At 39.2% G+C, this 25,861-nt stretch carries 26 protein-coding genes, 1 pseudogene and 1 riboswitch; of the genes and pseudogenes, 11 read left to right on the top strand and 16 right to left on the bottom strand.

Annotated features, from left to right (window positions below):
* Nucleotides 1-52: 52 nt before the first annotated feature.
* Together asnB and metK are read right to left on the bottom strand one after the other, a co-directional pair.
* Nucleotides 53-1,957 carry an asparagine synthase (glutamine-hydrolyzing) gene (gene asnB / locus QFZ87_RS08360; RefSeq protein WP_309860010.1) on the bottom strand — a complete coding sequence of 635 codons (1,905 nt, stop codon included), beginning with the start codon at nucleotides 1,955-1,957 and terminating at the stop codon, nucleotides 53-55.
* A 259-nt stretch (nucleotides 1,958-2,216) separates the two neighbouring features.
* Nucleotides 2,217-3,419 carry a methionine adenosyltransferase gene (gene metK, locus QFZ87_RS08355; protein WP_309860008.1) on the bottom strand — a complete coding sequence of 401 codons (1,203 nt, stop codon included), beginning with the start codon at nucleotides 3,417-3,419 and terminating at the stop codon, nucleotides 2,217-2,219.
* 275 nt (nucleotides 3,420-3,694) lie between these two features.
* Nucleotides 3,695-3,842: riboswitch (SAM riboswitch) on the bottom strand.
* 185 nt (nucleotides 3,843-4,027) lie between these two features.
* Here metK and pckA point away from each other — a divergent pair.
* Nucleotides 4,028-5,614, top strand: coding sequence for a phosphoenolpyruvate carboxykinase (ATP) (pckA, locus tag QFZ87_RS08350; protein WP_309860007.1), 1,587 nt, complete (start codon nucleotides 4,028-4,030; stop codon nucleotides 5,612-5,614).
* Nucleotides 5,615-5,630: 16 nt separating this feature from the next.
* Here pckA and QFZ87_RS08345 read toward each other — a convergent pair whose 3' ends face one another.
* The 4 genes from QFZ87_RS08345 to QFZ87_RS08330 form a co-directional block, all read right to left on the bottom strand.
* Nucleotides 5,631-6,593 carry a hypothetical protein gene (locus tag QFZ87_RS08345; protein WP_309860006.1) on the bottom strand — a complete coding sequence of 321 codons (963 nt, stop codon included), beginning with the start codon at nucleotides 6,591-6,593 and terminating at the stop codon, nucleotides 5,631-5,633.
* Complete coding sequence (locus QFZ87_RS08340; protein ID WP_309860003.1) at nucleotides 6,574-7,098, bottom strand: RNA polymerase sigma factor; 525 nt, start codon at nucleotides 7,096-7,098, stop codon at nucleotides 6,574-6,576. Before QFZ87_RS08340 ends, QFZ87_RS08345 begins: the two co-directional genes overlap by 20 nt.
* Nucleotides 7,099-7,211: 113 nt before the next feature.
* Nucleotides 7,212-7,454 (bottom strand): DUF2584 domain-containing protein, encoded by a 243-nt coding sequence (locus tag QFZ87_RS08335; protein ID WP_308082820.1) that lies wholly within the window; start codon nucleotides 7,452-7,454, stop codon nucleotides 7,212-7,214.
* 37 nt (nucleotides 7,455-7,491) lie between these two features.
* The gene (locus tag QFZ87_RS08330) at nucleotides 7,492-8,292 is read right to left on the bottom strand and encodes an alpha/beta hydrolase family protein (RefSeq protein ID WP_396133905.1); all 801 of its coding nucleotides are present in this window, start codon (nucleotides 8,290-8,292) and stop codon (nucleotides 7,492-7,494) included.
* A 120-nt stretch (nucleotides 8,293-8,412) separates the two neighbouring features.
* Between QFZ87_RS08330 and QFZ87_RS08325 the strand changes: the two genes are divergently transcribed.
* The 3 genes and pseudogenes from QFZ87_RS08325 to QFZ87_RS08315 all read left to right on the top strand — a co-directional run bounded on the left by QFZ87_RS08325 (nucleotide 8,413) and on the right by QFZ87_RS08315 (nucleotide 11,015).
* Nucleotides 8,413-9,429: an ABC transporter substrate-binding protein gene (locus tag QFZ87_RS08325; protein WP_309860000.1), complete on the top strand. Its 1,017-nt coding sequence runs from the start codon at nucleotides 8,413-8,415 to the stop codon at nucleotides 9,427-9,429.
* Nucleotides 9,430-9,450: 21 nt separating this feature from the next.
* Nucleotides 9,451-10,228 (top strand): annotated as a pseudogene (locus QFZ87_RS08320) (ABC transporter ATP-binding protein).
* The gene (locus tag QFZ87_RS08315; protein WP_309859998.1) at nucleotides 10,209-11,015 is read left to right on the top strand and encodes an ABC transporter permease; all 807 of its coding nucleotides are present in this window, start codon (nucleotides 10,209-10,211) and stop codon (nucleotides 11,013-11,015) included. Before QFZ87_RS08320 ends, QFZ87_RS08315 begins: the two are co-directional and overlap by 20 nt.
* Before the next feature lie 21 nt (nucleotides 11,016-11,036).
* Here QFZ87_RS08315 and ytkD read toward each other — a convergent pair whose 3' ends face one another.
* Both ytkD and QFZ87_RS08305 read right to left on the bottom strand, forming a co-directional pair.
* Nucleotides 11,037-11,510 (bottom strand): RNA deprotection pyrophosphohydrolase, encoded by a 474-nt coding sequence (gene ytkD, locus QFZ87_RS08310; protein ID WP_309859997.1) that lies wholly within the window; start codon nucleotides 11,508-11,510, stop codon nucleotides 11,037-11,039.
* A 91-nt stretch (nucleotides 11,511-11,601) separates the two neighbouring features.
* Entirely contained in the window at nucleotides 11,602-11,925 is a 324-nt protein-coding gene (locus QFZ87_RS08305; RefSeq protein ID WP_309859995.1) for a hydrolase, read from the bottom strand.
* Nucleotides 11,926-12,137: 212 nt separating this feature from the next.
* Here QFZ87_RS08305 and QFZ87_RS08300 point away from each other — a divergent pair, with 212 nt between their 5' ends.
* Together QFZ87_RS08300 and ytzI are read left to right on the top strand one after the other, a co-directional pair.
* Nucleotides 12,138-12,395, top strand: coding sequence for a DUF6154 family protein (locus tag QFZ87_RS08300; RefSeq protein WP_308082813.1), 258 nt, complete (start codon nucleotides 12,138-12,140; stop codon nucleotides 12,393-12,395).
* 130 nt (nucleotides 12,396-12,525) lie between these two features.
* Nucleotides 12,526-12,699, top strand: a complete 174-nt coding sequence (gene ytzI / locus QFZ87_RS08295; protein ID WP_309859993.1) for a YtzI protein — start codon at nucleotides 12,526-12,528, stop codon at nucleotides 12,697-12,699.
* Nucleotides 12,700-12,730: 31 nt separating this feature from the next.
* Here the strand turns inward: ytzI and QFZ87_RS08290 are convergent, their stop codons facing one another.
* Nucleotides 12,731-13,204: an S-ribosylhomocysteine lyase gene (locus QFZ87_RS08290; RefSeq protein ID WP_309859991.1), complete on the bottom strand. Its 474-nt coding sequence runs from the start codon at nucleotides 13,202-13,204 to the stop codon at nucleotides 12,731-12,733.
* A gap of 144 nt (nucleotides 13,205-13,348) precedes the next feature.
* Here QFZ87_RS08290 and yidD point away from each other — a divergent pair, with 144 nt between their 5' ends.
* On the top strand, nucleotides 13,349-13,573 hold the full coding sequence (gene yidD / locus QFZ87_RS08285) for a membrane protein insertion efficiency factor YidD (RefSeq protein WP_396133958.1): 225 nt from the start codon (nucleotides 13,349-13,351) through the stop codon (nucleotides 13,571-13,573).
* Here yidD and QFZ87_RS08280 read toward each other — a convergent pair.
* Entirely contained in the window at nucleotides 13,570-14,142 is a 573-nt protein-coding gene (locus tag QFZ87_RS08280; protein ID WP_309859987.1) for a beta-class carbonic anhydrase, read from the bottom strand. The genes yidD and QFZ87_RS08280 overlap by 4 nt on opposite strands.
* A gap of 210 nt (nucleotides 14,143-14,352) precedes the next feature.
* Here QFZ87_RS08280 and QFZ87_RS08275 point away from each other — a divergent pair, with 210 nt between their 5' ends.
* The 4 genes from QFZ87_RS08275 (at nucleotide 14,353) to QFZ87_RS08260 (ending at nucleotide 18,086) form a co-directional block, all read left to right on the top strand.
* On the top strand, nucleotides 14,353-15,297 hold the full coding sequence (locus tag QFZ87_RS08275; RefSeq protein ID WP_309859985.1) for a metal ABC transporter solute-binding protein, Zn/Mn family: 945 nt from the start codon (nucleotides 14,353-14,355) through the stop codon (nucleotides 15,295-15,297).
* Nucleotides 15,298-15,411: 114 nt separating this feature from the next.
* Nucleotides 15,412-16,773, top strand: a complete 1,362-nt coding sequence (locus QFZ87_RS08270; RefSeq protein ID WP_309859983.1) for a cytochrome ubiquinol oxidase subunit I — start codon at nucleotides 15,412-15,414, stop codon at nucleotides 16,771-16,773.
* 15 nt (nucleotides 16,774-16,788) lie between these two features.
* Nucleotides 16,789-17,838: a cytochrome d ubiquinol oxidase subunit II gene (locus QFZ87_RS08265; protein ID WP_309859981.1), complete on the top strand. Its 1,050-nt coding sequence runs from the start codon at nucleotides 16,789-16,791 to the stop codon at nucleotides 17,836-17,838.
* Nucleotides 17,839-17,924: 86 nt separating this feature from the next.
* Nucleotides 17,925-18,086 carry a DUF1540 domain-containing protein gene (locus QFZ87_RS08260; RefSeq protein ID WP_309859979.1) on the top strand — a complete coding sequence of 54 codons (162 nt, stop codon included), beginning with the start codon at nucleotides 17,925-17,927 and terminating at the stop codon, nucleotides 18,084-18,086.
* Between the two features lie 50 nt (nucleotides 18,087-18,136).
* Here QFZ87_RS08260 and menC read toward each other — a convergent pair whose 3' ends face one another.
* The 6 genes from menC to QFZ87_RS08230 form a co-directional block, all read right to left on the bottom strand.
* On the bottom strand, nucleotides 18,137-19,243 hold the full coding sequence (gene menC / locus QFZ87_RS08255; RefSeq protein ID WP_309867714.1) for an o-succinylbenzoate synthase: 1,107 nt from the start codon (nucleotides 19,241-19,243) through the stop codon (nucleotides 18,137-18,139).
* Complete coding sequence (locus QFZ87_RS08250) at nucleotides 19,243-20,739, bottom strand: o-succinylbenzoate--CoA ligase (protein WP_309859977.1); 1,497 nt, start codon at nucleotides 20,737-20,739, stop codon at nucleotides 19,243-19,245. The genes menC and QFZ87_RS08250 overlap by 1 nt, the downstream gene beginning before the upstream one ends.
* Nucleotides 20,740-20,811: 72 nt before the next feature.
* Nucleotides 20,812-21,630 (bottom strand): 1,4-dihydroxy-2-naphthoyl-CoA synthase, encoded by an 819-nt coding sequence (gene menB, locus QFZ87_RS08245; RefSeq protein ID WP_308082801.1) that lies wholly within the window; start codon nucleotides 21,628-21,630, stop codon nucleotides 20,812-20,814.
* Between the two features lie 17 nt (nucleotides 21,631-21,647).
* Nucleotides 21,648-22,454: a 2-succinyl-6-hydroxy-2,4-cyclohexadiene-1-carboxylate synthase gene (menH, locus tag QFZ87_RS08240; protein ID WP_309859972.1), complete on the bottom strand. Its 807-nt coding sequence runs from the start codon at nucleotides 22,452-22,454 to the stop codon at nucleotides 21,648-21,650.
* Nucleotides 22,454-24,202 carry a 2-succinyl-5-enolpyruvyl-6-hydroxy-3-cyclohexene-1-carboxylic-acid synthase gene (menD, locus tag QFZ87_RS08235; protein WP_309859971.1) on the bottom strand — a complete coding sequence of 583 codons (1,749 nt, stop codon included), beginning with the start codon at nucleotides 24,200-24,202 and terminating at the stop codon, nucleotides 22,454-22,456. The genes menH and menD overlap by 1 nt, the downstream gene beginning before the upstream one ends.
* Nucleotide 24,203: 1 nt before the next feature.
* Entirely contained in the window at nucleotides 24,204-25,604 is a 1,401-nt protein-coding gene (locus QFZ87_RS08230) for an isochorismate synthase (RefSeq protein WP_309859970.1), read from the bottom strand.
* Between the last annotated feature and the right edge of the window lie 257 nt (nucleotides 25,605-25,861).

The raw sequence follows: 25,861 nt of genomic DNA, 5'->3' as shown, positions 1-25,861 counted from the left end.
TCTTAAAAATAAAAAGAGGCTGACTCAATGCTCAAGAGTCAGCCTCTAAATATTAATATTTTAGTGATTCTAATACTTTTTTCTGTGCAAAATCACGTTGAAAAGAATAAACATCTTCAACATACACTTGATGCCACACCATAAACATAAGAACCGTCCAAATCTTACGGCTGTTGTCTGCCTTACCTTGACAGTGGTCTTCAAGCAATTGCAATACATACGTTTTATTGATTAAATGATCCGTATTACTTTCACGGATTATTTTTTTCGCCCAATCGTTCATCTCATTTTTTAGCCAATGACGAATTGGAACAGGGAATCCAAGCTTCTTACGGTTAAGAACATGCTCCGGAACAACACCTTCAGCTGCCTTGCGCAAGATATACTTCGTTGTGCCATTAGCGGTTTTCAAGCTTGTCGGAATTTTAGAAGCCACTTCAAAAACGTCCTTGTCTAAGAAAGGGACACGAAGCTCTAACGAATGAGCCATAGTCATTTTATCCGCTTTTAGAAGAATATCGCCGCGCATCCATGTATGGATATCAATATACTGCATTCGATCCACTGGATCATAGCCTCTTGATTCCGCATAAAGAGGATTAGTAATGTCTGTATACTTGAGTCCTTCATGGTAAACATTCAATAAATCACGTTTTTCTTCTTCTGTGAACATCTTGGCATTTCCGATGTAACGCTCTTCCATAGGAGTTACCCCACGCTCAATGAAGCTCTTTCCTTTAGTTCCTTCTGGCATCATATTGGCAATTCCTTTGAGAAGGACTTTCCCTACTCGAGGAATTTTGTTAAAAATCTCTAAATCTTGTGGCTCACGGTAGATGTTATAGCCGCCAAATAATTCATCAGCGCCCTCACCTGAGAGAACAACGGTTACGTGTTTTCTAGCTTCGCGTGCGACAAAATAAAGTGGTACGCAGGCAGGATCGGCTAGGGGGTCATCCATATGCCACATAATCTTTGGAATTTCGTTCATATATTCCTCAGGTGTAATCACATAGCTGATATTTTCCACACCCAGTTTCTCCGCTGTTTCTTTTGCTACATCAATTTCACTGAAGCCATTGTGTTCAAAACCAACAGAGAAGGTTTTGATGGCAGGATGAAACTCTTTCGCAATAGAAGCAATTATAGACGAATCGATTCCACCAGATAGGAAGGAACCTACCGGTACATCACTGCGCATATGCTTTTCGACTGAATCGAATAAAATATCACGAATTTCTTTTGTAAAATCACTTTCAGATTTTTGAACAGGACTAAAATGTGCCTTCCAATAGCGCTTGATTTCCATTGGTGAGCCAATTTTTTTTGTGAAATAATGACCAGGCTCAAGCTTTTTAATCCCTTCTGATAAGGTATTGGGTTCAGGAACAAATTGATACGTTAAATAATGCTGCAGAGAATCATAGTCTAAAACATCATTTTCAAGTGCAAGCAAGATACTTTTCTTTTCTGAAGCAAAGAAGGTTTTCTCACCGTCTTCTAAATAAAAGAATGGTTTGATACCGAACGGATCACGGGCACCAAATAATCTTTGCTCTTGTTTATCCCAAATGACAAAAGCAAACATTCCACGCAGCTTTTCCACTGCTTTCTCTTTTAAATGACTGTATAAGGCAATAATAACCTCAGTATCAGAGCTCGTTGCAAACGAAAGGCCTTCTTTTACCAATTCCTCACGAAGCTCGACATAGTTATAGACTTCACCATTAAAAATAATCCAGTAACGTTCGTTTTCATATGTTAATGGCTGATGTCCACTCTCAATATCAATAATACTTAACCGGCGAAATCCAAATTGAATATGTTCATCATAATAAAAACCATCATCATCTGGTCCACGATGGGTAATGATATCGTTCATATTTTTAAATTGTTGTTTTTGTTCATCACTATAGTTTTGTGTTTTGTTGTGTACACAACCGATAAAACCACACATTATGTACCTCACCTACTCCAATCTAAATTAAACATTCTCTAAAAAACATCCCTCTAATACTACCACTTTTTTATTAAAATAACACTGTGAACTTATAGGTAATTTTCGTACTATCATTTTTCACTTCTTTAGACCTACTTAAACATTTTATTCCAATAATCAATTACGTACCAACCATTTAGACGAAAAAAGAAAAAGAGAGTTACATTTAAAATGCAACTCCCTTCTATTAGGGTATTCGCTTGAGGGCGAATGATTTTTAGCGATTTGCTGCTTGTTCTTTTAATGCGTCTGCTTTGTCTGTACGCTCCCAAGGAAGATCCACATCTGTACGGCCAAAATGTCCGTAAGCTGCTGTCTGCTTGTAGATAGGACGGCGAAGGTTCAACATGTTAATGATACCAGCTGGGCGTAGATCAAAGTTTTGTTCTACTAAATCAACTAGTACATCTTCACTTACTTTGCCAGTGCCAAACGTATCAACAGAAATGGAAACCGGTCTTGCTACACCGATTGCGTAAGCAAGTTGTACTTCACACTTCTCAGCAAGTCCTGCAGCAACGATATTCTTTGCTACATAACGTGCTGCATAAGCTGCAGAACGGTCAACCTTTGTAGGATCCTTACCAGAGAATGCGCCACCGCCGTGACGTGCATAGCCACCGTAAGTATCAACAATGATTTTACGGCCAGTTAAACCTGCATCCCCTTGTGGTCCGCCGATTACGAAACGGCCTGTTGGGTTAATGAAGTATTTTGTATTTTCATCGATTAATTCTTGTGGAACAACCGGATTGATCACATACTCTTTCAGATTACGTTGAATCTGTTCTAATGTAACTTCAGGGTGGTGTTGAGTAGAAATAACGATTGTATCAATACGAACTGGTTTATCGTTCTCATCATATTCAACTGTTACTTGTGTCTTTCCATCCGGACGTAGGTAAGGAAGGAGCTCTTCTTTACGAACTTCTGTTAAACGGCGTGCAAGCTTGTGCGCAAGTGAAATTGGAAGTGGCATAAGCTCCTTTGTTTCATTACATGCGAAACCAAACATTAAACCTTGGTCTCCTGCACCAATTGCTTCAATTTGCTCATCTGACATTTGGCCTTCACGAGCTTCAAGCGCTTGGTCAACCCCCATCGCGATGTCAGGAGACTGTTCATCGATAGAAGTTAAAACTGCACATGTTTCGGAGTCAAATCCGTATTTTGCACGATTGTAACCAATGCTTTTAATTGTTTCACGAACAATTTTTGGAATGTCCACGTAAGTTGAAGTAGTAATCTCGCCAGCAACCAAAACTAAACCAGTTGTAACTGAAGTTTCAGCAGCAACACGTGCATTAGCATCTTTTGCTAAGATAGCATCTAAAATGGAATCAGAAATTTGGTCACAGATCTTATCGGGATGACCTTCAGTTACTGATTCAGAAGTGAACAAACGACGTTTTGTTGACATCTGAATTCCTCCTATATAGTGAGATAAGTGAGGTTATCTGTGTGGGTATGTAATGACCTTGCCGTTTAACCTCAGGTTGATACGGAACTCATTCCCTTAGTAGTATGAAATAAATACAGGGTTTTTATTAATTAAACAAAATTCTGCACTAACCCCATAGAAAATTCTAACAATGGAATAAAAAGAAGCGATAATGTAGCACGAATTCCGTTGCAAACAAAAAACCTTTCCATCTCTGAGGAAAGGTTGATAGCAAAAGTTTTGCGCGCCTTTCACTCTTATCGTTCAAGGCTAGGCCTTGCTTCAGGTTTAGCACCTTTGCCCGAAAAAATAATAATAGAAGAAAACCTACTACTATCTTGCTTTCGTTTGCAGGTTGCTGGGTTTCATTGGGCCTGTCCCTCCACCAGCTCGGGATAAGAGAGTATCCGTTCAAGGGTAAATAATAACCTACACTGTCGAACAATGTCAATGCATTTTTCAAGAAATTTAAATTTAATCCAAACAACCTATTTTTCATTAATTAGTATAGATTATTTGAATAAATGTGTTATACTTTTTAATAAATTATTACCATTAAAAACATGGAAAAAGGAAGGTTGCAGTAGATGAATTCTGTTCATATTCCCAATGACTTAAAACAAATGTTATCAGAAAGTAATGTCCACGTGCAATTATCAGTTCCCCAGTTAGTAGAAAAAATCTTATGTCGTAATGAAGGTTCTTTAACTTCGACTGGCGCTGTAAGCGTTTCAACTGGTAAATATACAGGCCGCTCACCTCAAGATAAATTCATTGTGATGGAAGAGTCCACAAAGGATAAGATTGCTTGGGGTTCGTTGAATCAACCTATATCTGAAGAAGTATTTACGAAACTTTACCAAAAAGTCCTAAATTATTTAAAACAACAAGAAGATATTTTTGTTTTTAAAGGATTTGCTGGAGCAGATAAAAAATCCCGCTTACCTATTCAAGTAGTGAATGAATTTGCCTGGCACAATCTCTTTGTTCATCAACTTTTTATACGTCCATCAGAGGATGAACTGCTATCACATGACCCAGGATTTACGGTTATTTCTGCACCTAATTTTAAGGCAAATCCTGCTGTAGATGGAACCAATTCAGAAACATTTATCATCATTTCATTCGAACGCCGCATTGTTCTCATCGGTGGGACGGAGTATGCAGGTGAAATGAAAAAGTCCATTTTTTCCGTAATGAATTATTTATTACCGGAAAACAATATTTTCTCCATGCACTGTTCTGCAAATGTAGGAATTGAAGGAGATGTCGCTCTATTCTTTGGTCTATCAGGAACAGGGAAAACTACCTTATCCGCTGATCCAAATCGCCGTTTGATTGGTGATGATGAGCACGGCTGGTCCTCTAACGGTGTCTTTAATATCGAGGGAGGTTGCTATGCGAAATGCATCAATCTTTCCAGGGAGAAAGAGCCACAAATATTTGATGCCATTCGTTTTGGAACCGTTCTTGAAAATGTAACGCTTAACCTAGAATCGCGGATCCCTGATTATGATGATGGAACGTTAACAGAGAATACAAGGGCAGCATATCCAATCGATGCCATTGATAATATTGCCAAGCCAAGTATTGCAGGACACCCGAATACGATTGTCTTCTTAACTGCAGACGCGTTTGGGGTATTACCTCCTATCTCAAAATTAACAAAAGAACAAGCTATGTATCACTTTTTAAGTGGGTATACGTCTAAGCTTGCCGGCACGGAACGTGGTGTAACTTCTCCTGAGGCAACGTTCTCAACCTGCTTTGGTGCACCATTTTTACCGCTCCCTGCTACTCGTTATGCTGATATGCTCGGTGAAAAAATACTTGAACATAATGCAAATGTGTTTCTTGTCAACACGGGGTGGACTGGCGGCGAGTATGGTGCCGGCAGCCGAATGAAGCTTTCCTATACAAGAGCAATGGTTCAAGCAGCACTTGAAGGGGAATTAAACCATGTAGAGACAGCGAAAGATGAAATTTTCGGTCTAAATATTCCACTTCATATTGCGGGTGTTCCGGATGAAGTGTTACAGCCAAGTAAAACATGGGCAGACCCAGATGCATATGAAAAGAAAGCCAAAGAACTAGCAACAAAGTTCCGCGAAAACTTCAAAAAATTCACGGATGTTTCAGAAGAGATCGAACTAAAAGGCGGACCGATTGCTTAAACATGAAAAGCCCATATCATTCATTTGATATGGGCTTTCTAACTTCTACAGCCTCCGAATGTTTTAACACGCTAAATCGGTATTTGCCGCTCTTTTTAATTTGAAAATCACCTGTATATAAAGAAACCTTTCTACCGTCAGTTGTTGTGTAGTCTGTTTTGTCTTTAAATGTAAAGGTAGTCACTTCAGCATTTTCTAATTGAAATAACTCTAGTTCAATCTCAGTTGGAAGATTGTCACCTTCAGCTTCAATCACAGCATCCTCATAAAAACCTGCGTATAAATCTTCTTGGGAGATCATTAAAGTAGAATTCCCTATTTTAATATAAGGTTCTTTCACATAGATGGAAAATGTACCTACCTTTTTATTACCAGCAGTAAAGGTAAGGTTGTATTTTCCAGAAAAAGCAAATGGCTCAAAACCCGTCATGGCATGGCCATCAGACCCATACATGCCACCAGATATCACGGTTGTCGCTAGATGTTCCTTTACACCTGTTTTCACATGGACAGCATCCACTTTGAGCGGCTTATTGGCAAAATCCTTCTCGTAATCTCCCCATAAATAAATCATGATTTTTGACACTGAGCGCTTATCTTTCGCAATCCATTCCGTTGGTGCCAACAAACTGACTTTATTAGGAATGCCGTAATTGCTGTCTACATAATGTGCACCGTTCTCATCCATCAGCGCAAAGTAATCCCCCTGCTCTACATGATTACTCGTTTCCCCTTTCGATCCTGTTCGAATAGCATCGTTTTCCTTACTGCTTGAAAAATAAAGAATCGGGGCAATTAGAATCAAGACAAACACAGCAGCCCATGCAGCAAATCTTTGAAAATTAATAGGGTTGCGCTGTTTACGACTGCCGGACTCACCAAGAACTTTTAACATTTCTGTTCTCTGCTTAGTGGTTAACTCATGTTTAGGGAAATCCGCCATCACTTTAGGTAGCTCTTTATCCGATAATTGACTCAAACTGCTCCCCCTCCTTAAGTCGCTCATTTAGTTTTTTGACAGCTCGGTAAAAAGTTACGTTCACTTTATTTTCTGACCACCCAAGAACCTGCCCCGCTTCCTGTGAAGACAACTCACTAATTCCCCTAAGGAGGATGACATCCCGATAGTTGGGTTTTAGAGCATTAATCGCCTCATATAAATGGGTATATTCCATTTTTTTTACTACTTTCTCTTCAGTCCCTTGTTCCCAAAGTTTGGGTGATTCGAGATTTATCAATTGTTTCAATCTGTTCCAGCCAGATTTCTTTCGGTAAAAATCAATAGCCGTATTGCGCGCTATGGAGATCAGCCATGTTTTGGGGCTGGATTCATTTTTAAAACGGTTTATAGCTCTTAGCGCCCGCAAGAAGGTCTCTTGGACCAAGTCCTCGACATCGGTGGTACCGGTATAATAAACAAGATAATTTGTGACATCCTTTTCGTAATCGATAAACCACTTCTCTATTTGATGGGCCCGTTCCAACCAAATTCCCCCTTTCTCTGTCTACCATTTGTTGTTAACTACTTATAAGACGTATCTTTCAATCTTTTCTTACACTTTTTTCAAAAAAAAAAAAGCAGGCAACTTTTACCCGCTTAATTCGTTGAGTTTAACGAAACTAATTGATATGTAATAGTGGTATTGCCTTGCTGCCACTCCACTTTTTTGATTATAGCTGTCCCGCTTGAATCGCTGTCCATCGTTTTTCTCACATCAATGGGAATGTCTATCGGATAGAGTCTGTAGCCTTCTTTTTCCATTACGAAAAGATTTTCCTCCACCCTTTTCTCTCTGCCTTTTGTTACAATCATCGTATTTAACTCAAGGGGCATACCCATAGCAATTCGCTCCTCTGCTTGTATTAATTATATTTTATCATCTTTTGCCTTGCCTTTTCATCCACTTTGTGGCATCTTCTACGACTTTTCTATTTACTACCGGTGGAAAATAGTGTGTAAACTCATCAAAATACCAACATTCGACTGCTTTGTTTAAGCCCCTAAGCCGCCTCTCTAATCGATAGGAGTGCTCAACGGAGACGTTGTGATCGTTCACACCGTGAATGATTAATACTGGAGCTGTAAGTTGTTCTAATTGGTAAAGTGGGGTCCTTTCCTGATATCGTTCAGGATATTTTTCAGGCGTCCCACCAATAACCCGTTTCATCATTTTTCGTAAATCCAGCCGCTCCATATAGGTTAATGACATATCACTGACCCCACCCCAGGTGACTACAGATGCTGCCTCTGGAAAATTTATGCCTGTCAGAAGGGCCATTACACCGCCGCGTGAAAAACCAAAAATATGGATTTGATGGACTCTAGGTAGTGATTTTAACAGTGAAAAAGCAGAAAAACCGTCTTCCCTGTCTTCCCCTGCAAAATCCTCATTCCCTTCACCGCCTTGATTCCCGCGATAAAAAGGAGCAAAAACGATAAAACCTTCAGCTGCAAACTGAGCAATCCGGGCCGGCCTTACTTTACCCACATTTTTTATTCCGCCACGTAAATAAAGCATGCCATCATATACTCCTTCTTCAATCGGCTCAGCAAGCATCCCTTTTACGCGTAAACCTCCAGAAAGGTAGGTAATCACCCTTACTTCCACTTTTGGATTTGGAGATGGAAAGCGGTAGCTCTCAAGGATTTTTCCATTATTGTCATTGTTCATCATCATACTTCCCTTGCACATTTAAAAATAATTTGTTCCTAGGCATTCACACATTTTTCTCAACTTCATACGATATCTTAGGCAATTAGCCCAGATTCTTTTACGGAAATTAGGAGGTTCTTTTGTATGAAAAAATGGTTAAGGTTCAGGTTCTCCTTTCTTCTTATCGGTATACTTATGATTTCATTAGCGGCTTGTAATAATGATTCCACGAATGAACCAAAGAAACTAGAAAAGGTCCGAATTGCAGAAGTGACCCGTTCGATTTTCTATGCTCCTCAGTATGTGGCCTTAGCAAAAGGATTTTTCAAAGAGGAAGGTTTAGACGTGACCCTGGCAACGACAGCTGGCGGTGACAAGACGATGACGGCCTTACTTTCTGGAGGGGCAGATATTGCACTAGTCGGCTCGGAAACATCCATTTATGTCTACGCTCAAGGGGCTAATGACCCAGTAATCAATTTTGCCCAGCTTACCCAGACAGATGGAACTTTCCTTGTTTCAAGAGACAAAATTGACAATTTCTCTTGGGATCTACTAAAAGGAAAAACCTTCTTAGGCCAGCGCAAAGGCGGTATGCCTCAAATGGTTGGCGAGTTCGTTCTTAAAAAACATGGAATTGATCCGCAAAAAGATTTAAATCTCATCCAAAACATCGATTTTGCCAATATTGCGAATGCCTTTGCCTCTGGCACAGGTGAGTTTGTTCAACTATTCGAACCAACGGCAAGCATTTTTGAAAAAGAGGGTAAAGGTCACATTGTCGCTTCCTTCGGTAAAGAATCCGGCCATGTCCCTTATACAACATTCATGACCAAAGAAAGCTACTTGAAAGAACATAAGAGTACGGTTGAAAAATTCACGAGAGCCATTTACAAAGCACAGCAATGGGTAGAATCCCACAGTGCCGAAGAAATTGCTAAGGCTGTCGAACCATACTTCCCTGACACAGATTTTGAGATTATGAAAACCGTTGTCGACCGTTATAAGAGCCAAGGCTCCTTTGCTACTGATCCTATCCTAGACGAAGAAGAATGGAACAATCTTCAAAACATCATGAAAGAAGCTGGCGAACTTCCAAAAGAAGTGGATCATAAAACACTGGTAAATACGCAAATCGCTTCAAAAGTAATCAAAAAATAAAAGGAAAGGGAGGCCGTCCACATGAGTTTCTTAACCGTTCAAGATGTTCAGCACATTTATTTTACCAAAGCCACTGCCACCACGGCCCTCTCCGATATTTCACTTACAGTTGAGGAAGGAGAATTTATCTCCCTCCTCGGCCCTAGTGGCTGTGGAAAAAACCACCTTGCTATCGATTATATCCAGCTTACTTAAACCGACAAAAGGAACGATATTGTTAGAAGGTCAGCCCGTTTCTAGATCTAAAAATGAGATTGGATACATGCTACAGCAGGATTACCTTTTTCCTTGGAAAACGATAGAAGAAAATATCTTAATTGGATTGAAATTATCCAATCAATTAAGTAAAGAAACTAGAGAAAATGCCCTAGACTTACTCAACCAAATTGGCTTAAGCGGAGTAGAAAAACAACTTCCTAAGCAATTATCTGGCGGTATGCGTCAAAGGGTCGCTCTTGTACGGACACTAGCGACACAACCCAAATTGCTTATGCTTGATGAACCCTTTTCTGCCCTAGATTATCAAACCAAACTCAAACTTGAGGATCTTGTGTCCCAAACTTTAGAAACCTTTGGTAAAACAGCCATTCTTGTTACCCATGATATTGGTGAAGCCATTGCGATGAGTGATCGTGTGTATTTGCTCTCACCAAGTCCTGGAAGGATTTACAAGACGTTTGAAATGCCTGAGGAGTTAAAGAGGCTGTCACCCTTTGAAGCAAGGAATCATGAATTGTATCCAGATGTCTTTCAAATGATATGGAAGGAGTTGGAATCTCTTGAACCAGAACAAGAATAAGGTAGCACTCCTCCATAAAAAGTACATTCATACTTTAAAAATTGAACAAAGATGGATCCGATTTTATCAGGCTGTTATTTTTATCGCCTTTTTCTCTAGTTGGGAACTATCCAGTCAAAAGCAATGGATTGATCCATTGATCTTTAGTTCCCCATCTAAAATATGGAAGTTATTTTTAGATAAAATCCAAGATGGTTCATTACTATCCAATTTAGGTGTCACCTTAACGGAGACCATTTGTGGATTTATTCTTGGAACCTTATTAGGAACCATACTGGCTGCCGTCCTTTGGTGGTCACCTAGGATACAAAAGATCCTCGATCCCTATTTGGTCATTTTAAATGCTATGCCCAAAGTAGCACTAGGACCGATATTAATTGTAGCCTTGAGCCCTGGGTACCCTTCTATCATTGCCATGGGTGCAATCATTTCTATCATCATTACCACTATTGTTGTGTATACGTCCTTTAAGGAGGTGGACCCCAACTACTTAAAAGTATTGCAAACTTTCGGGGCATCACGCCTTCAGTGCTTTAAGGAAGCTATTTTACCTGCAAGCTTTCCGACGATGATTTCCACTTTAAAAGTAAATGTCGGTCTATCCTGGGTAGGTGTTATTGTTGGTGAGTTTCTTGTTTCTTCCCGTGGACTTGGATACATGATTATCTACGGTTTCCAAGTATTTAATTTTACACTCGTATTCTTATCACTTTTAGTTATAGCTGTAGTTGCCACGATTATGTATCAGCTGGTTGAATTGCTGGAAAAGAAACTAATTAAAGAGTAGTGGGTTGCGTAGAAGCTTCCACTATTCTTTTAATTTTTGCTTAATATGATGGATACATTCTTCAATGACTTGATCCTTCATGATAAAACTAAACTGATTTCCCATTCTTAATTTCAATACATCACCCTTGAGCATGACAGGCCCATTTGTTTCATGATAGTTGTTCGTTTTATCCATTTCTTTTACTTGTCCCCAAAAAACCGCTTTAATAAATGAACTGTTTTGATCGCTCACTTTGTACTCTGCAACAAATTGTAGTTGTCCCAGAATAGCTCCAGTTTCTTCAAATGTCTCTCTTCTTGCTGCTTCTTCAAGGGTCTCAAAGGGTTCTACTTTACCACCAGGAAATTCGAAGCCCCTTGTCTTATGATTCGTTAAAAGCCACTTGTCCCCTTGTTGGCAAATAACGAGTACATGTTTGGCCTCTTCTTTAAAGGCCTTTTGTTTGAAATCAAGTTCTACTTTATTTCTATTCTGATCAAAAAACTGTATCATTAAAAAACCGCCCTATTTTTTCAATATACTTTTATTATAAGCGAAAAAAGAGACTGACTCAAAAACTAAGGAGTCAGCCTGTTACTTGCCATTATTCTTGTTTAGGTAAGATATTCATACTATCAATATGATTTCTTGCCTCGTCATCGCCTAATTTGTGGAGCATTCCATATACTCTCTGAATAGTTTGATCATAAGCATCGTTTTCTCTGTCATAATGATACTGAACATAAGGAACATGGGCTCTAAAAAAGTTCTGCCACTCAGTGGAGTAATTTTCATCAAACAGTTCGCGCAGCTGGGTTATTTCTTCATCGTCAGCTTGAATTTTATAACTCCATGTCGAGCTAGTGGCACTTTGTGAAATTTCACCCGTCCCAACATCTATATAATACGTTTTCTTTTGCTCACTCATCAATTTCATCCCCTTTTACCTATAGTAGTCCACAAATGAGAAAAATTTATTCTTTTTCAAATTTCGACTTTTTTTTAGAAATGAATACGCTATAATGAGCATACAATCAAGAAAACAGATTTTTCAGTCAATTTTTTCCAAGGGTTTATTTTATCTTAATATGGGAATTCAATAAGTAAGAAGCAAATGATTATTCTAAGGAGGTGTGGCAATTGAAATTGGTCGATGAGTTATATGAAATGTACCGAAACAAGCTAACTGGTGACGAAGAGGATATTGATATGCTTACATTTGCCTTTTTAGAAGAAATGACACATGAAGATCTTCTAGCCTTAATTCAAGAAATGGATAAACAAGAACTATATGATTTAATGGGGCTTTACCTAATAGAAAGTCTTAAAGGGAAATTTGCACAGGAAGAATATGGTCAACTTCGCACAAATACTTATTATCCTAGAAATATTCATTGATTGTACATACCATTGGAAAATCAGATTAAGGAGGCTGCCCAATCAGCTTCCTTTTTAATTGTTTTTTAATCAATGAAGGTCTATTCATGATACAATGGGAGGAGATCAGGAAGTCAAGGAGGCCATAGCTTTGTATACGGTATTTGTCGTTTGTATTGTCATTGTCATTGTTGTTTTACTATTAGCTGTAGTAACTACTTCCAAGGCCTATTCCTATAAACATACAATCGATTCTTTAGAAGAAAATGCTCATATTGACCACATGAATAAACAAGAGAGTAATCAGGAAAATAAGCCAAAATAAAGAGGTTGACCCGAGTCAACCTCTTTATTTTTTATGCAAATACCTGTTTTAAATCCTCTTTACTTTGCTCAAGCCAGAAACGCATTAGACGTTTGGCACCTTCTAGGTCATGAAGCTTTGCTTGGCCGCATTGTCTTTCATTTGCAGCAGGGATATCAACGATTTCAACTGCATCCTTCATAGTATCCTCAAGAAGATCGATAATCTCCTCTACCGTTGGTTCACCGCTTACCACTAGATAATAACCTGTTTGGCAGCCCATTGGTGAGATGTCAATAATATCAAAGTGATTGTACTTCTCTGAATGCTTACGAATATTAAACGCAAGCAAGTGTTCCAGTGTATGAATTGCATCTGGTTTCATAGCTTGCTTGTTTGGCTGGCAAAAACGAATATCATATTTATTAACAATCCCGTCACTACCTACCTTATGAACACCACAGTGTCTTACATAAGGGGCTTTAACAGCATTATGATCTAAATCAAAGCTTTCAACTGAAGGCATTAAGAATCACTCCTTTTATAATCTACCTACTACTATACCGCAGAAACCAAGTTTTTTCATCTACTTAGGACAGTTAAGCATTTAGACGTCCATAATAAAATATGGTATGTTTACATTAATCGTAACTAGGGAGTGAAACACGTGTTGAAAAAAGTTTTTATTTCATTCATTCGTTTTTACCAAATTGTTATTTCACCCATCAAACCACCAACCTGCCGCTTCTATCCCACATGTTCCCATTACGGTTTAGAGGCTATACAACGGTTTGGTGCCTTCAAGGGAGGCTGGCTTACCCTAAAACGAATTTTAAAATGTCATCCCTTTCATCCAGGAGGCTTAGATCCTGTTCCTGATAAAGAGAAGCATTAATTTTTATAGCCATCGACAACTAAATCCAGCTTTCCAGTTTTAGGGTCAATAATTAAACCATGAACTGGCACATCCTTCGGCATTAAAGGATGGTTTTTAACTATCCCTACACTGTGTATTACGCTCTCAGTCACATTATCAAAACCATGCAGCCACTGTTCAATATTGATCCCAGAGTATGTAAGGGTATTAAATGTTTCTTCTGAAATTCCCCGCTCTATCATACTTTCAATTACAGGCTCTGCTTTTAGGCCGCTCATTCCACAATCATGGTGAGCGATGATAAGAACCTCTTGTGCCTTCAATTGATAAAGTGCAATCAGAATACTTCTCATAACACTTCCAAAGGGATGTGAGACAATAGCACCAGCATCCTTAATAATTTTTGCATCCCCATTTCCTAAGTTTAAAGCCTTCGGCAATAACTCTAATAAACGAGTATCCATACAAGTGAGGATCACCATTTTTTTATTTGGAAATTTGGTTGTTTCATATTTCTCATACTCGTGTTTCTCTACAAATTGGTGATTGAATTCCAAGATTTCATTTAACAATGTTGATTTTTCCATTTCTTAATCCCACCTTTCTATATAAGCATACATAATATGCCTTGTTTGAAACAAATATTATACTTGCATTTATGGTATTTTTTTTGTAAGATACTAGAGGAAATCGGAATCGTTCCGTATTATACTCTTTTATTTTCTTTTTCTATTCTAAAATTTTTTTGATAAATAAATCGTAATAAATCCGATTTAAATATAGGATGAGGAGTTCTTATGAAAAAAATCATTCAATTACTTTCTTTGTTGTTGCCATTAGCACTTGTTTTATCAGCATGTTCAGACGGTGCCGAACAGTCACAACCAAAAAAAGACAAATTAACTATTTATACGACGGTGTTTCCCTTGCAATATTTCACAGAACGGATTGGTGGTAACTTGGTCGATGTAAAGACCATTTATCCACCCGGTGCAGATGAACATACTTTTGAACCATCCCAAAAGGATATGATGAATTTAGCTGATTCAGACTTATTTTTCTATATTGGTCTTGGACTAGAAGGTTTTGTAGAAAAAGCAAAAGGTACATTAAAAAATGAAAATGTAAAGCTGGTGTCTGTTGCGGACCAACTTCAACTACCAAAGGAAGATAGCACTCTTCACGAAGAAGAGGACGACGACCATGAGCACCACAGTGATGTAAATCCACATGTATGGCTCGATCCTATTTATTCAAAGGAAATGGCAGCCGTGATTCGTGATAGATTAACTAAAGAAATGCCGAAAAATAAAGACCTATTCGAAGCCAATTATCAGAAGCTAGCAACGGAACTAGATGAGCTCAATACTCAGTATCAGCAGACGATTTCAACAGCAAAGCATAAAAAAATAATCGTTACCCATGCTGCATTTGGTTACTGGGAAAAACGGTATGGAATTGAACAAATTAGTATTTCCGGACTTTCAACAACGAATGAACCTACACAAAAAGAACTTGAAAAAATAATATCAGTTGCAGATCATGACGGCTTACACTATATTCTTTTCGAACAAAACGTCCAATCCAAGCTAGGAAAAGTCGTTCAAAAGGAAATTGGAGCAAGAGCATTGCCCATTCACAACCTTGGCATATTATCAAAAAATGACATTAAAAACAAGGAAACATACTTTACATTAATGGCTAAAAATCTTGATTCATTAAAAACAGCATTAAATAATTAATATCTTCCTCCCGAGTCATCGGGAGGTTTTTTTTATGAATAGAAAAAATTACATAATCCTCCTTAACATGTAAACAATACATTTATACATGTTTAACTAGAGAGGGAGATCCACATGGAAGATTTATTAATTGCAAGGAGTCTATTCGGAACAACCATGGGCTTTCATATTATCTTTGCTACTATAGGGGTTGGATTACCGTTTATGATATTGACTGCAGAGCTCATTTATCAAAAAACGAAGGATATCGAGTATGTGGTCATGGCTAAAAGATGGACAAAAGCATTTGCCGTTCTTCTCGGAGTAGGCATTCCTACCGGTACAATCGCCGGGGTACAGTTGTCCTTGCTATGGCCCGGGTTCATGGAAGTGATTGGAAAGGTAATGGCATTACCTTTTCAAATTGAGATTTATGCTTTCTTCATAGAGGCCTTATTTATGTCCATCTATGTCTATGCCGCAGAACGCATTGCACCATGGATGAGAATTACAAGTTTACTCCTCGTTGCCATTGGAGCAATGGGTTCAGCTGTATTGATTACCAATGTCCATGCCTTCGAAGGGACACCTGCTGGTTTTAGTATCGTCAATGGAAAGATTGTAGATGTAGACCCATGGGCAGCTTTCTTTAATCCAAGCTTTTTCGTAACCGCTGGTCATGTAGCACTATCTGCTTATACAACAGGGGCCTTTATTGTAGCCACCGTCTCAGCCTATAAAATGCTAAAAGCAGATCGTCCTTCAAGAATTTATCAATTCCATCAAAAAGCCTTGTTGCTGAGTCTTATTGTAGGCGGTCTATTTTCTTTATTAACTGCTCTTAATGGGCATGAATCTGCCCAACTACTTCATGAATACCAACCAGAGAAGCTAGCAGCTGCTGAAGGGCTATTTGAAACTCAGTCCCACGCTCCACTCGCGATTGGTGGATTTACGGACCGGGAAACAGAGACCATAAAATGGGCGATTGAAATACCATGGGCATTAAGTTTTTTAGCTGGAAATAGTTTTGATACCGTTGTTAAAGGGTTACACGATTTCCCTAAAGAACACTGGCCGCCTCTGTTTGTCCATACGCTGTTTAATGGAATGGTTGGTATCGGTTCCCTACTCATACTGATTTCCTTTCTTGGACTTGCATGGAAACGAGTATTGAAAAAAGATCACTTTCCGAAATGGTTAATGTGGCTCTACGTCCTTTCTGGTCCTTTGGCGGTTTTAGGAATTGAATTCGGTTGGGTCTTTGCCTGCACCGGTAGGCAACCATGGACCATTTATCATGTACTTTCTACGAAGGACTCCGTTACTACGGCAACAAATTTAGGGATATTATTCATCCTGTTTGCAATTGTCTATGCGATTTTAGCCTTTTCAGTTCTTTTTGTCCTTCGGTATTATTTCAAGAAAAATACCGTTATTGATGACCTAAACCGTGCGGACCAAAAAGGAGTACCACTGTTTAGTTCAAATTCATAAGAAGGTGGAACAATCATGTTGGATGTCTATCTTGCGATAACAGTATTATGGGGATTTGTGTTTATCTATGCTGTTATGGCCACAATGGATTTTGGAGCAGGATTTTGGTCGATGTTCTACATTAACCGTAGAAAAGCAACGGCTACAAGCATTGCTAACCGCTACCTATCCCCTACATGGGAGGTAACCAATACGTTTATTGTGGCACTTGTTGTTGCCGTCTACAGTCTTTTTCCGAGGGGTGCCTACACGCTGGGTACAATTTTATTAGTCCCAGGGAGTCTAATCTTATTACTACTGTCCATCCGTAGCGCGTTTCTGGTCTTTTCTAATATAGCCGAGGAATACAAAAAACCACTTACATACATTTCTGGCATATCAGGTATACTCATACCAGGATTACTAATTAGTGTACTCCCCATTACACATGGGAACTATGTGGATTTCTCAGGGAACCGGCAAACCTTAGATTTAGCTGGATTGTTTACGAGCCCCAATGAATATGCTTTTTTCGGATTTGCCCTAACAAGTACTCTATTCCTTTCCTCTCTTCTATTAGCGGACTATTCTAAAGCCTCAGAGGAATTCGAGGCTTACCGTGTCTATCGGAGAGATGCATTGTTTATTGGGCCCATTTCTTTAATAATGGCATTTCTTATTATGTTTACATTAAAAAATGAGGCAGCTTGGATTTATGGAAAAATGATGAAAGACCTTCCACTACTTTACCTATCACTTGGTTGCTTTTTAGTAGGTGGGCTTGGCTTATTGTTGCCATCTCAAAAGACAAAGACACCCGGCTGGCCTCGACTATCTGTTATTGCCGTAACCGCACAATATTTAGTAGCCAGTTATGTGTATGGGAAGGCGCATTTGCCTTATATCGTCTATCCTGAAGTGACAATCCATTCTGCTTTTACAGACCCTAATTCTTTTCGAGCAATTTTTATTACTTATATTGTTGGTTTTGCCATTTTGTTTCCTGGCTTTATTTACTTTTGGAGCTTATTTATGAATGATAAACGCTATTTAAGACAAAGCAAATCAAGCATTCCCAAAAAGTAATATCCCTTTTCTGGCAGGCATGTTTTCCTTGAAATCATCAAATGCTATTCCTGTATCTTAAAATCCAATAAGGAGTGATACTTTCAATGGCTAAAGATGTATTATGTGAAGTAAATAACTGTTCGTTTTGGGCGAAGGGAAATAGATGTAGTGCAGATCAAATTTATGTAGTCAGCCATACTGGTGATACAGCTGATAGTAATAAGGAAACGGATTGTAAAACATTTGAACCAAGCGGATTATCGTAATCGAGGATAAAAGAAGAACCAGCCGACACACGTAGGCTGGTTCTTTCGTATTAGAATTGAAAAGTCTCTTTGGTTAAAAGAATCTCATTAAGTCTCTTCTCATTTACATTAAAACCAATACCTAGTTGATTCGGTACTGTAATAAATCCATTTTCCACGACAACTTCCGGCGTGATGATATCTTCCTCCCAAAAACGGCTCGATGCACTGATATCTCCTGGTATGGTGAATCCAGGAAGGGAAGCAAGCGCAATATTGTGAGCACGAGATACACCAAATTCAATCATGCCGCCACACCAAACAGGGATATCTCTTTCAAAACAATAGTCATGGATTCGTTTGGCCTCATACAGTCCTCCCACACGTCCCACTTTGATGTTGATCACCTTACAGCTGCCGAACTCGATTGCCTTTTTTGCATCAGCAAAACTGACAATGCTTTCATCCAAGCAAATAGGAGTCTTCAGTTCTTTTTGAAGCAAGGAGTGTTCTATAATATCATCTTGTGCAAGCGGCTGCTCAATCATCAATAGATTAAAATCATCTAGAGCTTTTAAGCGGTCAATATCCTCTAATGTATACGCAGAATTGGCATCCGCCATAATGGGGATGTCTGGGTAATAGCGACGGATTTCTGAAAGGAAGGAATAATCCTGGTTCGGATGAATCTTAACTTTAATACGCTGATATCCCTCATCAAGATATTGTTCAATTTGATGTAATGCTTTTGAAGTTGAATCTGTTGCTACTACCACACCTGAGGCAATCTGTGAGCGGGTCCCGCCAAGGACGTTTGATAAAGGCTTTGAATGAATTTTCGCATATAAGTCCCATAAGGCCATTTCTAATGATGCCTTCGCCATATGGTTTCTTCTAATAGAACGAAAAAGGGTGTGAATATCCTCAGGGTGGGTAATTGGATGTTTTTGCAATATTGGAATGAGAAAATCCGTTAACATATGTAAGCTGGTTGAAACTGTTTCTTCAGTGTACCATGGGGATGAAAAAGCCACTCCTTCCCCATACCCTGATATCCCCTCTTTATTTGTTACCTTTACGATGATTCCCTCTCGAGTGTCAACGGTACTTAAATGAGTTAAAAAAGGGGATTTTAAGGGCATCTGAATGACAAAAAGTTCAACTGACGCAAACTTCATCATATGTCCTTTCCTTCTTTCAGCCATTCTCTGAGATTTCTTCGCAGTAATTTTTTTGCAGCATTTCTTGGGAGACTTTCTGTAAAATAAAATGCTTTTGGAACCTTATATTTTGCTAGGTGCTGTAAACAAAACTGTCTGAGCACATCCGCCTCTAATTCTCTGCCTTCCCTACATACTATAAATGCAACGGGTACCTGTCCCCATTTCATATCCTCTACCCCAGTTACACCAGCTTCGGCCACATCCGAATGGGCGAGCAAGACCGATTCAATTTCAGCTGGGTAAATATTTTCTCCCCCTGAAATAATTAAATCAGAACGTCGGTCGATTACAAATAAAAACCCTTCCTCATCCTGATAGCCAATATCTCCGGTATAAAACCAACCATTGCGTACTTTCTCTTCTGTGGCATCCGGTCTATTTAAATAGCCAGGAGTAACATTGGGTCCTTTTACAACAATTTCACCAGCTTCATTTACCTCTGCCATACGTTCATCTTCCAGCCTGATTTGAAGCTGTGCAGGGAACAAAGGCTTACCTGCCGAACCAAGCTTAGTTAAGCTATATTCGGGGGAAAGTGTCACGATTTGTGAGGAGGATTCCGTCATTCCATATGTTTGGAATACAGGTATATCCTTCTCCAAACATGCTTTCAATAAAGGTAACGGTGCAGGTCCTCCGCCCAGTAGCATACAGCGAAAAAGAGGAGGTAGACGCCTCTCCTGTAGTGTATCAACAATCCTGGTTAGCATGGTTCCTACCACAGACATGATGGTGACATTTTTAGTAGTCATATCTTCAATCGTTCGTTCCACATCAAAGCTTTCATGTAATACAATAGGCATGCCATAGATGACACTCCGCATCAAAATGGAGAATCCGCTGATATGGAACAATGGTACCGCACATAACCAGCAATCACTATCCATAAATCCTAAATTTAACGCAGATCCGACCGAACTCCACCAGTGGTTCCCATAGGTCTGTATAACCCCTTTTGGATGGCCTGTTGTTCCTGAAGTATACATGATCGTACAGGTATCTGATAAGTTGATTTCCTCTTGTATTACCGGAGTTTTTGCTTCCACGTTAAACAAGCCACTTTTTGTCATTGTAGCTAGAGATGGTATTTCGGTTCTTATGGCTTGTTCTATATCTGAAAACGAGTCTTCCACAAGGAGAAAGGCTGCTTTAGAATCATTCAATTGCCATACTAATTCTGCTGGTGTTAAACGGTTATTCAAAATAACTGCTTTTACCCCTAACAACTGAAGGGCAAACAAGATTACAATGGTGTCTAGATGATTTTTTAATAAAACAGCTAGGTAATCATCTTTTTGAACTCCTAGTGCCTGAAGCTGCCCTGCCGTCTTAAAGGAACGTTGATAAAGTTCTTTAAAGGTTAAGGTCTGCTCGTTAAAATAGACTGCCGTCCGATCCGGCGTTAAAAAAACTCGTTTCTTTATGAAGTTAGGAATAGTCTCGTATTGCATTAAATCATCGCCTTCGTTTTTTCTATTAAAAACAGCCTGATGGGGAACCATCAAGCTGTAAGCAATTTTTGATCAAGGAAAACGTGGGAATTGGCCAAAATCAGGTTTACGTTTTTCCTTGAAGGAATCACGGCCTTCTTTTGCTTCATCCGTTGTATAGTAAAGTAATGTTGCGTCACCAGCGAACTGCTGTAGACCAGCTAAACCGTCAGTATCAGCATTCATCGCTGCCTTCAAGAAACGAAGGGCAGTTGGGCTCTTCTCAAGTATTTCATTACACCATTGAATGGTTTCTTCTTCGACTTTCTCAAGCGGAACTACTGTATTTACAAGTCCCATATCAAGTGCTTCTTGTGCATTGTATTGACGGCATAAGTACCAAATTTCACGAGCCTTCTTATGTCCAATAATTCTTGCAAGATACCCTGAACCATATCCAGCATCAAAGCTACCCACTTTAGGACCAGTTTGTCCAAATCTAGCATTATCAGCAGCAATCGTTAAATCACATACCACATGAAGAACATGTCCGCCACCAATTGCGTATCCCTTAACCATCGCAATGACTGGCTTAGGAATGACACGAATTAAGCGTTGAAGATCAAGAACATTTAAGCGTGGAATTTGGTCCTCTCCTACATATCCACCATGTCCACGAACCGATTGGTCTCCACCTGAACAAAATGCCTTATCTCCAGCACCCGTTAATACAATAACCCCAATGCTTGAATCATCACGTGCAAATGCAAACGCATCGATTAACTCAGAGACTGTTTTCGGTGTGAAGGCATTATGTACGTGAGGACGGTTGATGGTGATTTTTGCAATCCCATTATAAGTTTCATATAAAATCTCATCATATTTACGTCCTGCAATCCATTCTACTGTCAAAATGATTTCCTCCTTTATTATGTATTAAGAAAGTCACTTACTATTGTACCAAACTTTTCTTTTTCTTCCACATGAATTGCATGTCCACTGTTTTCAAAAATCGTCCAAGTTCCGTTTTTCAACTCTTTGAGCATTTTTTCCGCTAGTAAACAAAACTTATTATCTTTTTTACCAGTAAGCAGCAGGACATCCATTTCAAGTTCATTCAATCTTCCCCACCAGGAAGGCTGTGCCCCAGTGCCCATGCCTAACAAGCTATTGGCAAGTCCTATCGGCGAATTGTTTAAACGCTGACTCCTTATTGATTCATTGATTGACTTAGGCAAGCTCTTCATGGTCGAAAATAAGGGAATCTCCTCCCAGTAATCGACAAATGCTTGAATTCCACGGTCTTTTATAAACTTTGCAAGTTCAGCATCTTTCATTCGGCGAAGTTCTCTTTCAGTCTCTGTTAATAGTCCTGGAGAGGCACTTTCTAAAATCAACTTACGAACTCTTTCAGGAAAGAGTATAGCAAAAGTAAGGGCAAGTCTGCCACCCATTGAATAACCAAGAAGATCCACTTGGTGCACCTCAAGATGATCGAGGAGCTTATTTAAATCATGAGCAGCAGATTCTATATGATACCGCTCTATTTCTTCAGGGGACTCCGTTTTCCCATGTCCAATAATGTCAGGAAGGATTAACTTAGAACGCTTAAACCAATCCTCAACAAAAGGAGTCCAGGTTGTTACATCTCCCGTGAATCCATGTAAACAAACTAAAGGAAACCCATTCCCATAAACATCGACATGATAGTTAAGCCCTTCCACCACTACATCCATTAACGAGCTCCTTTGACAAATTCTGATATTTCCTGGGAAACAGAACGCCAAATTTCGCGGTGCTCATCACGATTTTTTCCTCTGTTCGTTGCCACCTCGTATACATTAATACCAGACTGGTGAACTGATTTTTTCATTTCCAATTCAAACTGATCCCAATTTTGGATTTTTGAAAAGTTTCCATTAAACATGCGAACGGCGTGCTCAAATTCTATGTTTAACGGTGTACCAAACAATAGTTCAAAATTCTTAGGGTGTTCTGACTGTGGAAGGAAGGAAAAGATTCCGCCCCCATTATTGTTCACTAGGATAATATGGATATCAATATTGTAAAGCTTGGCTGCAATAAGACCATTTAAATCATGGAAAAAGGTTAAATCGCCTAACACGAGATATAATGAATCAGCATACAAGGAGGCCCCTAGTGCTGTGGACACAGTACCATCGATTCCGTTAGCACCTCTGTTAGCCATGATCTTAATGGATTTACCATTATTATGAAAGAAACTGTCTAAGTCGCGAATCGGCATGCTATTTCCAACAAAAAGAGTTGAACCTTCCGGCAATAAATCTGCTAATTGGTAAAACAGACGCCCCTCACTTAATTCTGTGATATCTCGTATTTGTGTCATATTCGATTTCGTCAGCTCGTTAATCTTACGCCATTCTTTTAAAAATGAAGAAGATCCATTGCTTTCATTAAAGCTAAGCAACTTCTCACAAAATAAAGTTTCATTACAAAAAACCATTTCAGTAGATAACGATGCAGGGTCACGCCAGCCTCCACCACCATCGATTACATATTGCTCCGCTTCATGATTTTCTTTTAAGAAAATCGTTAATGCTTTCGAGATCGGCATTGCCCCGAATCGAATCACCACTTCCGGCTTCAGAAAGGTTTTGGCATCATCATTTCGTAAAAACGTATCATACGTCTCAATTATGTTTTCATGACTATGTTCCCCGCTTCTTAATTGAGATAACGGGTCCGCCAATATTGGATAGTTTAACGAGGTGGAAAGTTTGGTCACAGCATCAGCAAAATTTGAGTCTTCGAGATTCCCACAAACAATGATGCCTCTCTCTTTTCCCATTAACTTTTCTGCCATTTCTTTAAAATACTCATCATCTATAGTTAATTCGCCGTTATGAACCTTCACATATCCTTTTGGCCGCTCTGTTAATTGGAACAGATTTTCATCCAACTTAGGGATAAGCGGTTCCCTAAATGGAAAATTCAAATGGACTGGTCCAGATGGTGCCCCTGTTGCTATAGCCGTTGCGCGAGCACAGACTGTCCGGGCGTAACGAATCATTTCGTCACTATTCTCTGGTAAGGCCATTTCCGCAAACCACTTAACATGTTTTCCATATAAATGAATTTGGTCAATTGCCTGTGGGGCACCCACTTCTCTTAACTCATGAGGTCTATCTGCAGTCAGCACAATTAACGGCACCCTAGAGTAGCGAGCCTCAACAATAGCTGGAAAATAATTAGCTGCAGCAGTGCCCGAGGTACAAAGAATGGCTACCGGTCTGTTTGTTGCTTTTGCTATTCCTAAGGCAAAAAAAGCCGCTGAGCGCTCATCCACATGGATATGAACCTTCAAATCAGGGTGTTCCGCCATCACCATCGCCATGGGGGTAGACCTTGAGCCCGGGCTTACGACAACATCTGTTATCCCTGAAGAAAATAGTTCTGCAACAAAGGCAGCGATATATGCGGTTAAAGCTTCTTGATGATTCATATTATTGTCCTCCAAGAGCTCGAAGCATGGGTCTAAACTTCAATCTCGTCTCTAAAAATTCACTTTCTGCATTCGAGTCTGCAACCACACCACATCCAGCAAACACCGAAGCCTCTTTACCCTGGATTAGACCAGAACGGATCGAAACTGCAAATTCACCATTCTGCCTATAATCAACCCAACCTAAAGGAGCAGCATAAAAACCACGGTCTAAATCCTCTACCTGTCTAATTTTTTCAACTGCCGCCTCTTTCGGTAACCCTCCGAGTGCAGGAGTAGGATGAAGCCGTTCAACTAATAACAATAAGGAAGCAGCGCGATTGCATTTTCCTATTACTGGTGTGTACAAGTGTTGAATATCTCTAATCTTCATTAACTGCGGCTTAGCTGGGAGAATAATTTCTTCACATGATTCTTCCAGGGCTTCCTTAATCATTTCCACCACATAACTATGCTCGATTAAGTTCTTCTGATCGTTTAATAAGGTGTCACCTAAAATTCGATCTTCCTCTTCGGTCTTACCCCTTGAAATAGAACCAGCAAGACATGTAGAGTACACTTCTGTCCCTTGTTTTTTAACAAGCCTCTCTGGTGAAGCACCGATAAAGCAATCCCCATTCGACTCAAAAGCAAAAATAAAGCTTTCATGCTGCTGGTTGTACAAATTATTCAGTACATCCTCAGCCTCTACTAAGTCGTTAAAAACAAGTCTCAATTCACGAGCAAGAACAACTTTTTTTAACGGACCATTTGTTAACTCATTCACAACTCCATCAACAGTGCTTTTCCATTTTTCAGGTAGTATCTCTCTTTTTTCAACTAATGCACTAGGTAGTGGTTTATATTTTTGTTCTAAGGAACGTAATAGTTGATTTCTTTCTTCGAGAATCTTGCTGAATAATGACAAATCATCATGCGGGGTACAAACTGTGTTGATGGTCAAAAAGGCCTTTCCATGCACAATACTTAATAAGTATTTAGGAATATGAAATAAGGAATCCGCAAATTTAGACCACAGCTCTGTTTTTTCTTTATAAGGGTCAAATGAAAAACCACCGAACATGACAGGACCAGTACCGATCTCGTTAAAGTCGTTAAAAATAAGGCTATCCTTTAAGAAGTTTTTCCACTCCTTCTCAACAAGAAAAAAGCGGTCAGTAGCCTGATCCGACTGAATTTGTTTAGAAATCCCAATCCCAATAAGTATGACCTCATTTGTAGGATCCTTCCAGAAAAAACGTTCCCCTTGATAGCGGTCTTTTCCTGCATTAAAAAATTGTAGTGGGTGAACCATGTCCATTTGATGAACTTCACAAATTAAAATGGGCCGACCAAGTTCTTTCGCACGATTAACAGCCGAAAGACCCCTTTCCATTATTTCCGTTTCTTGAATGGTAACCAAACAAATCCCTCCAAAACAGCCGAAATGACTGTTATCCATTCATTTTAAGCTTTATATAAGATACTATTCCCATTGTAAAGAAGTCAATATTACTTGTCACTACTAAAACTGCCTTCATTCCTTATTATATATCAAATTGTCACCTTTTTGGTGAAATCGGATTTATCATTACTTTCATTGTCCCACGAACCAACTAATAATAATCGAACAGGTATTATCTTCTAGTTTTGATAGCAAAAATTAATTGACACTATTAC

The organism is Bacillus sp. SLBN-46 (assembly GCF_031453555.1).
Lineage (GTDB): Bacteria > Bacillota > Bacilli > Bacillales > Cytobacillaceae > Neobacillus.
This window is presented reverse-complemented; position numbering and strand designations above follow the sequence as displayed.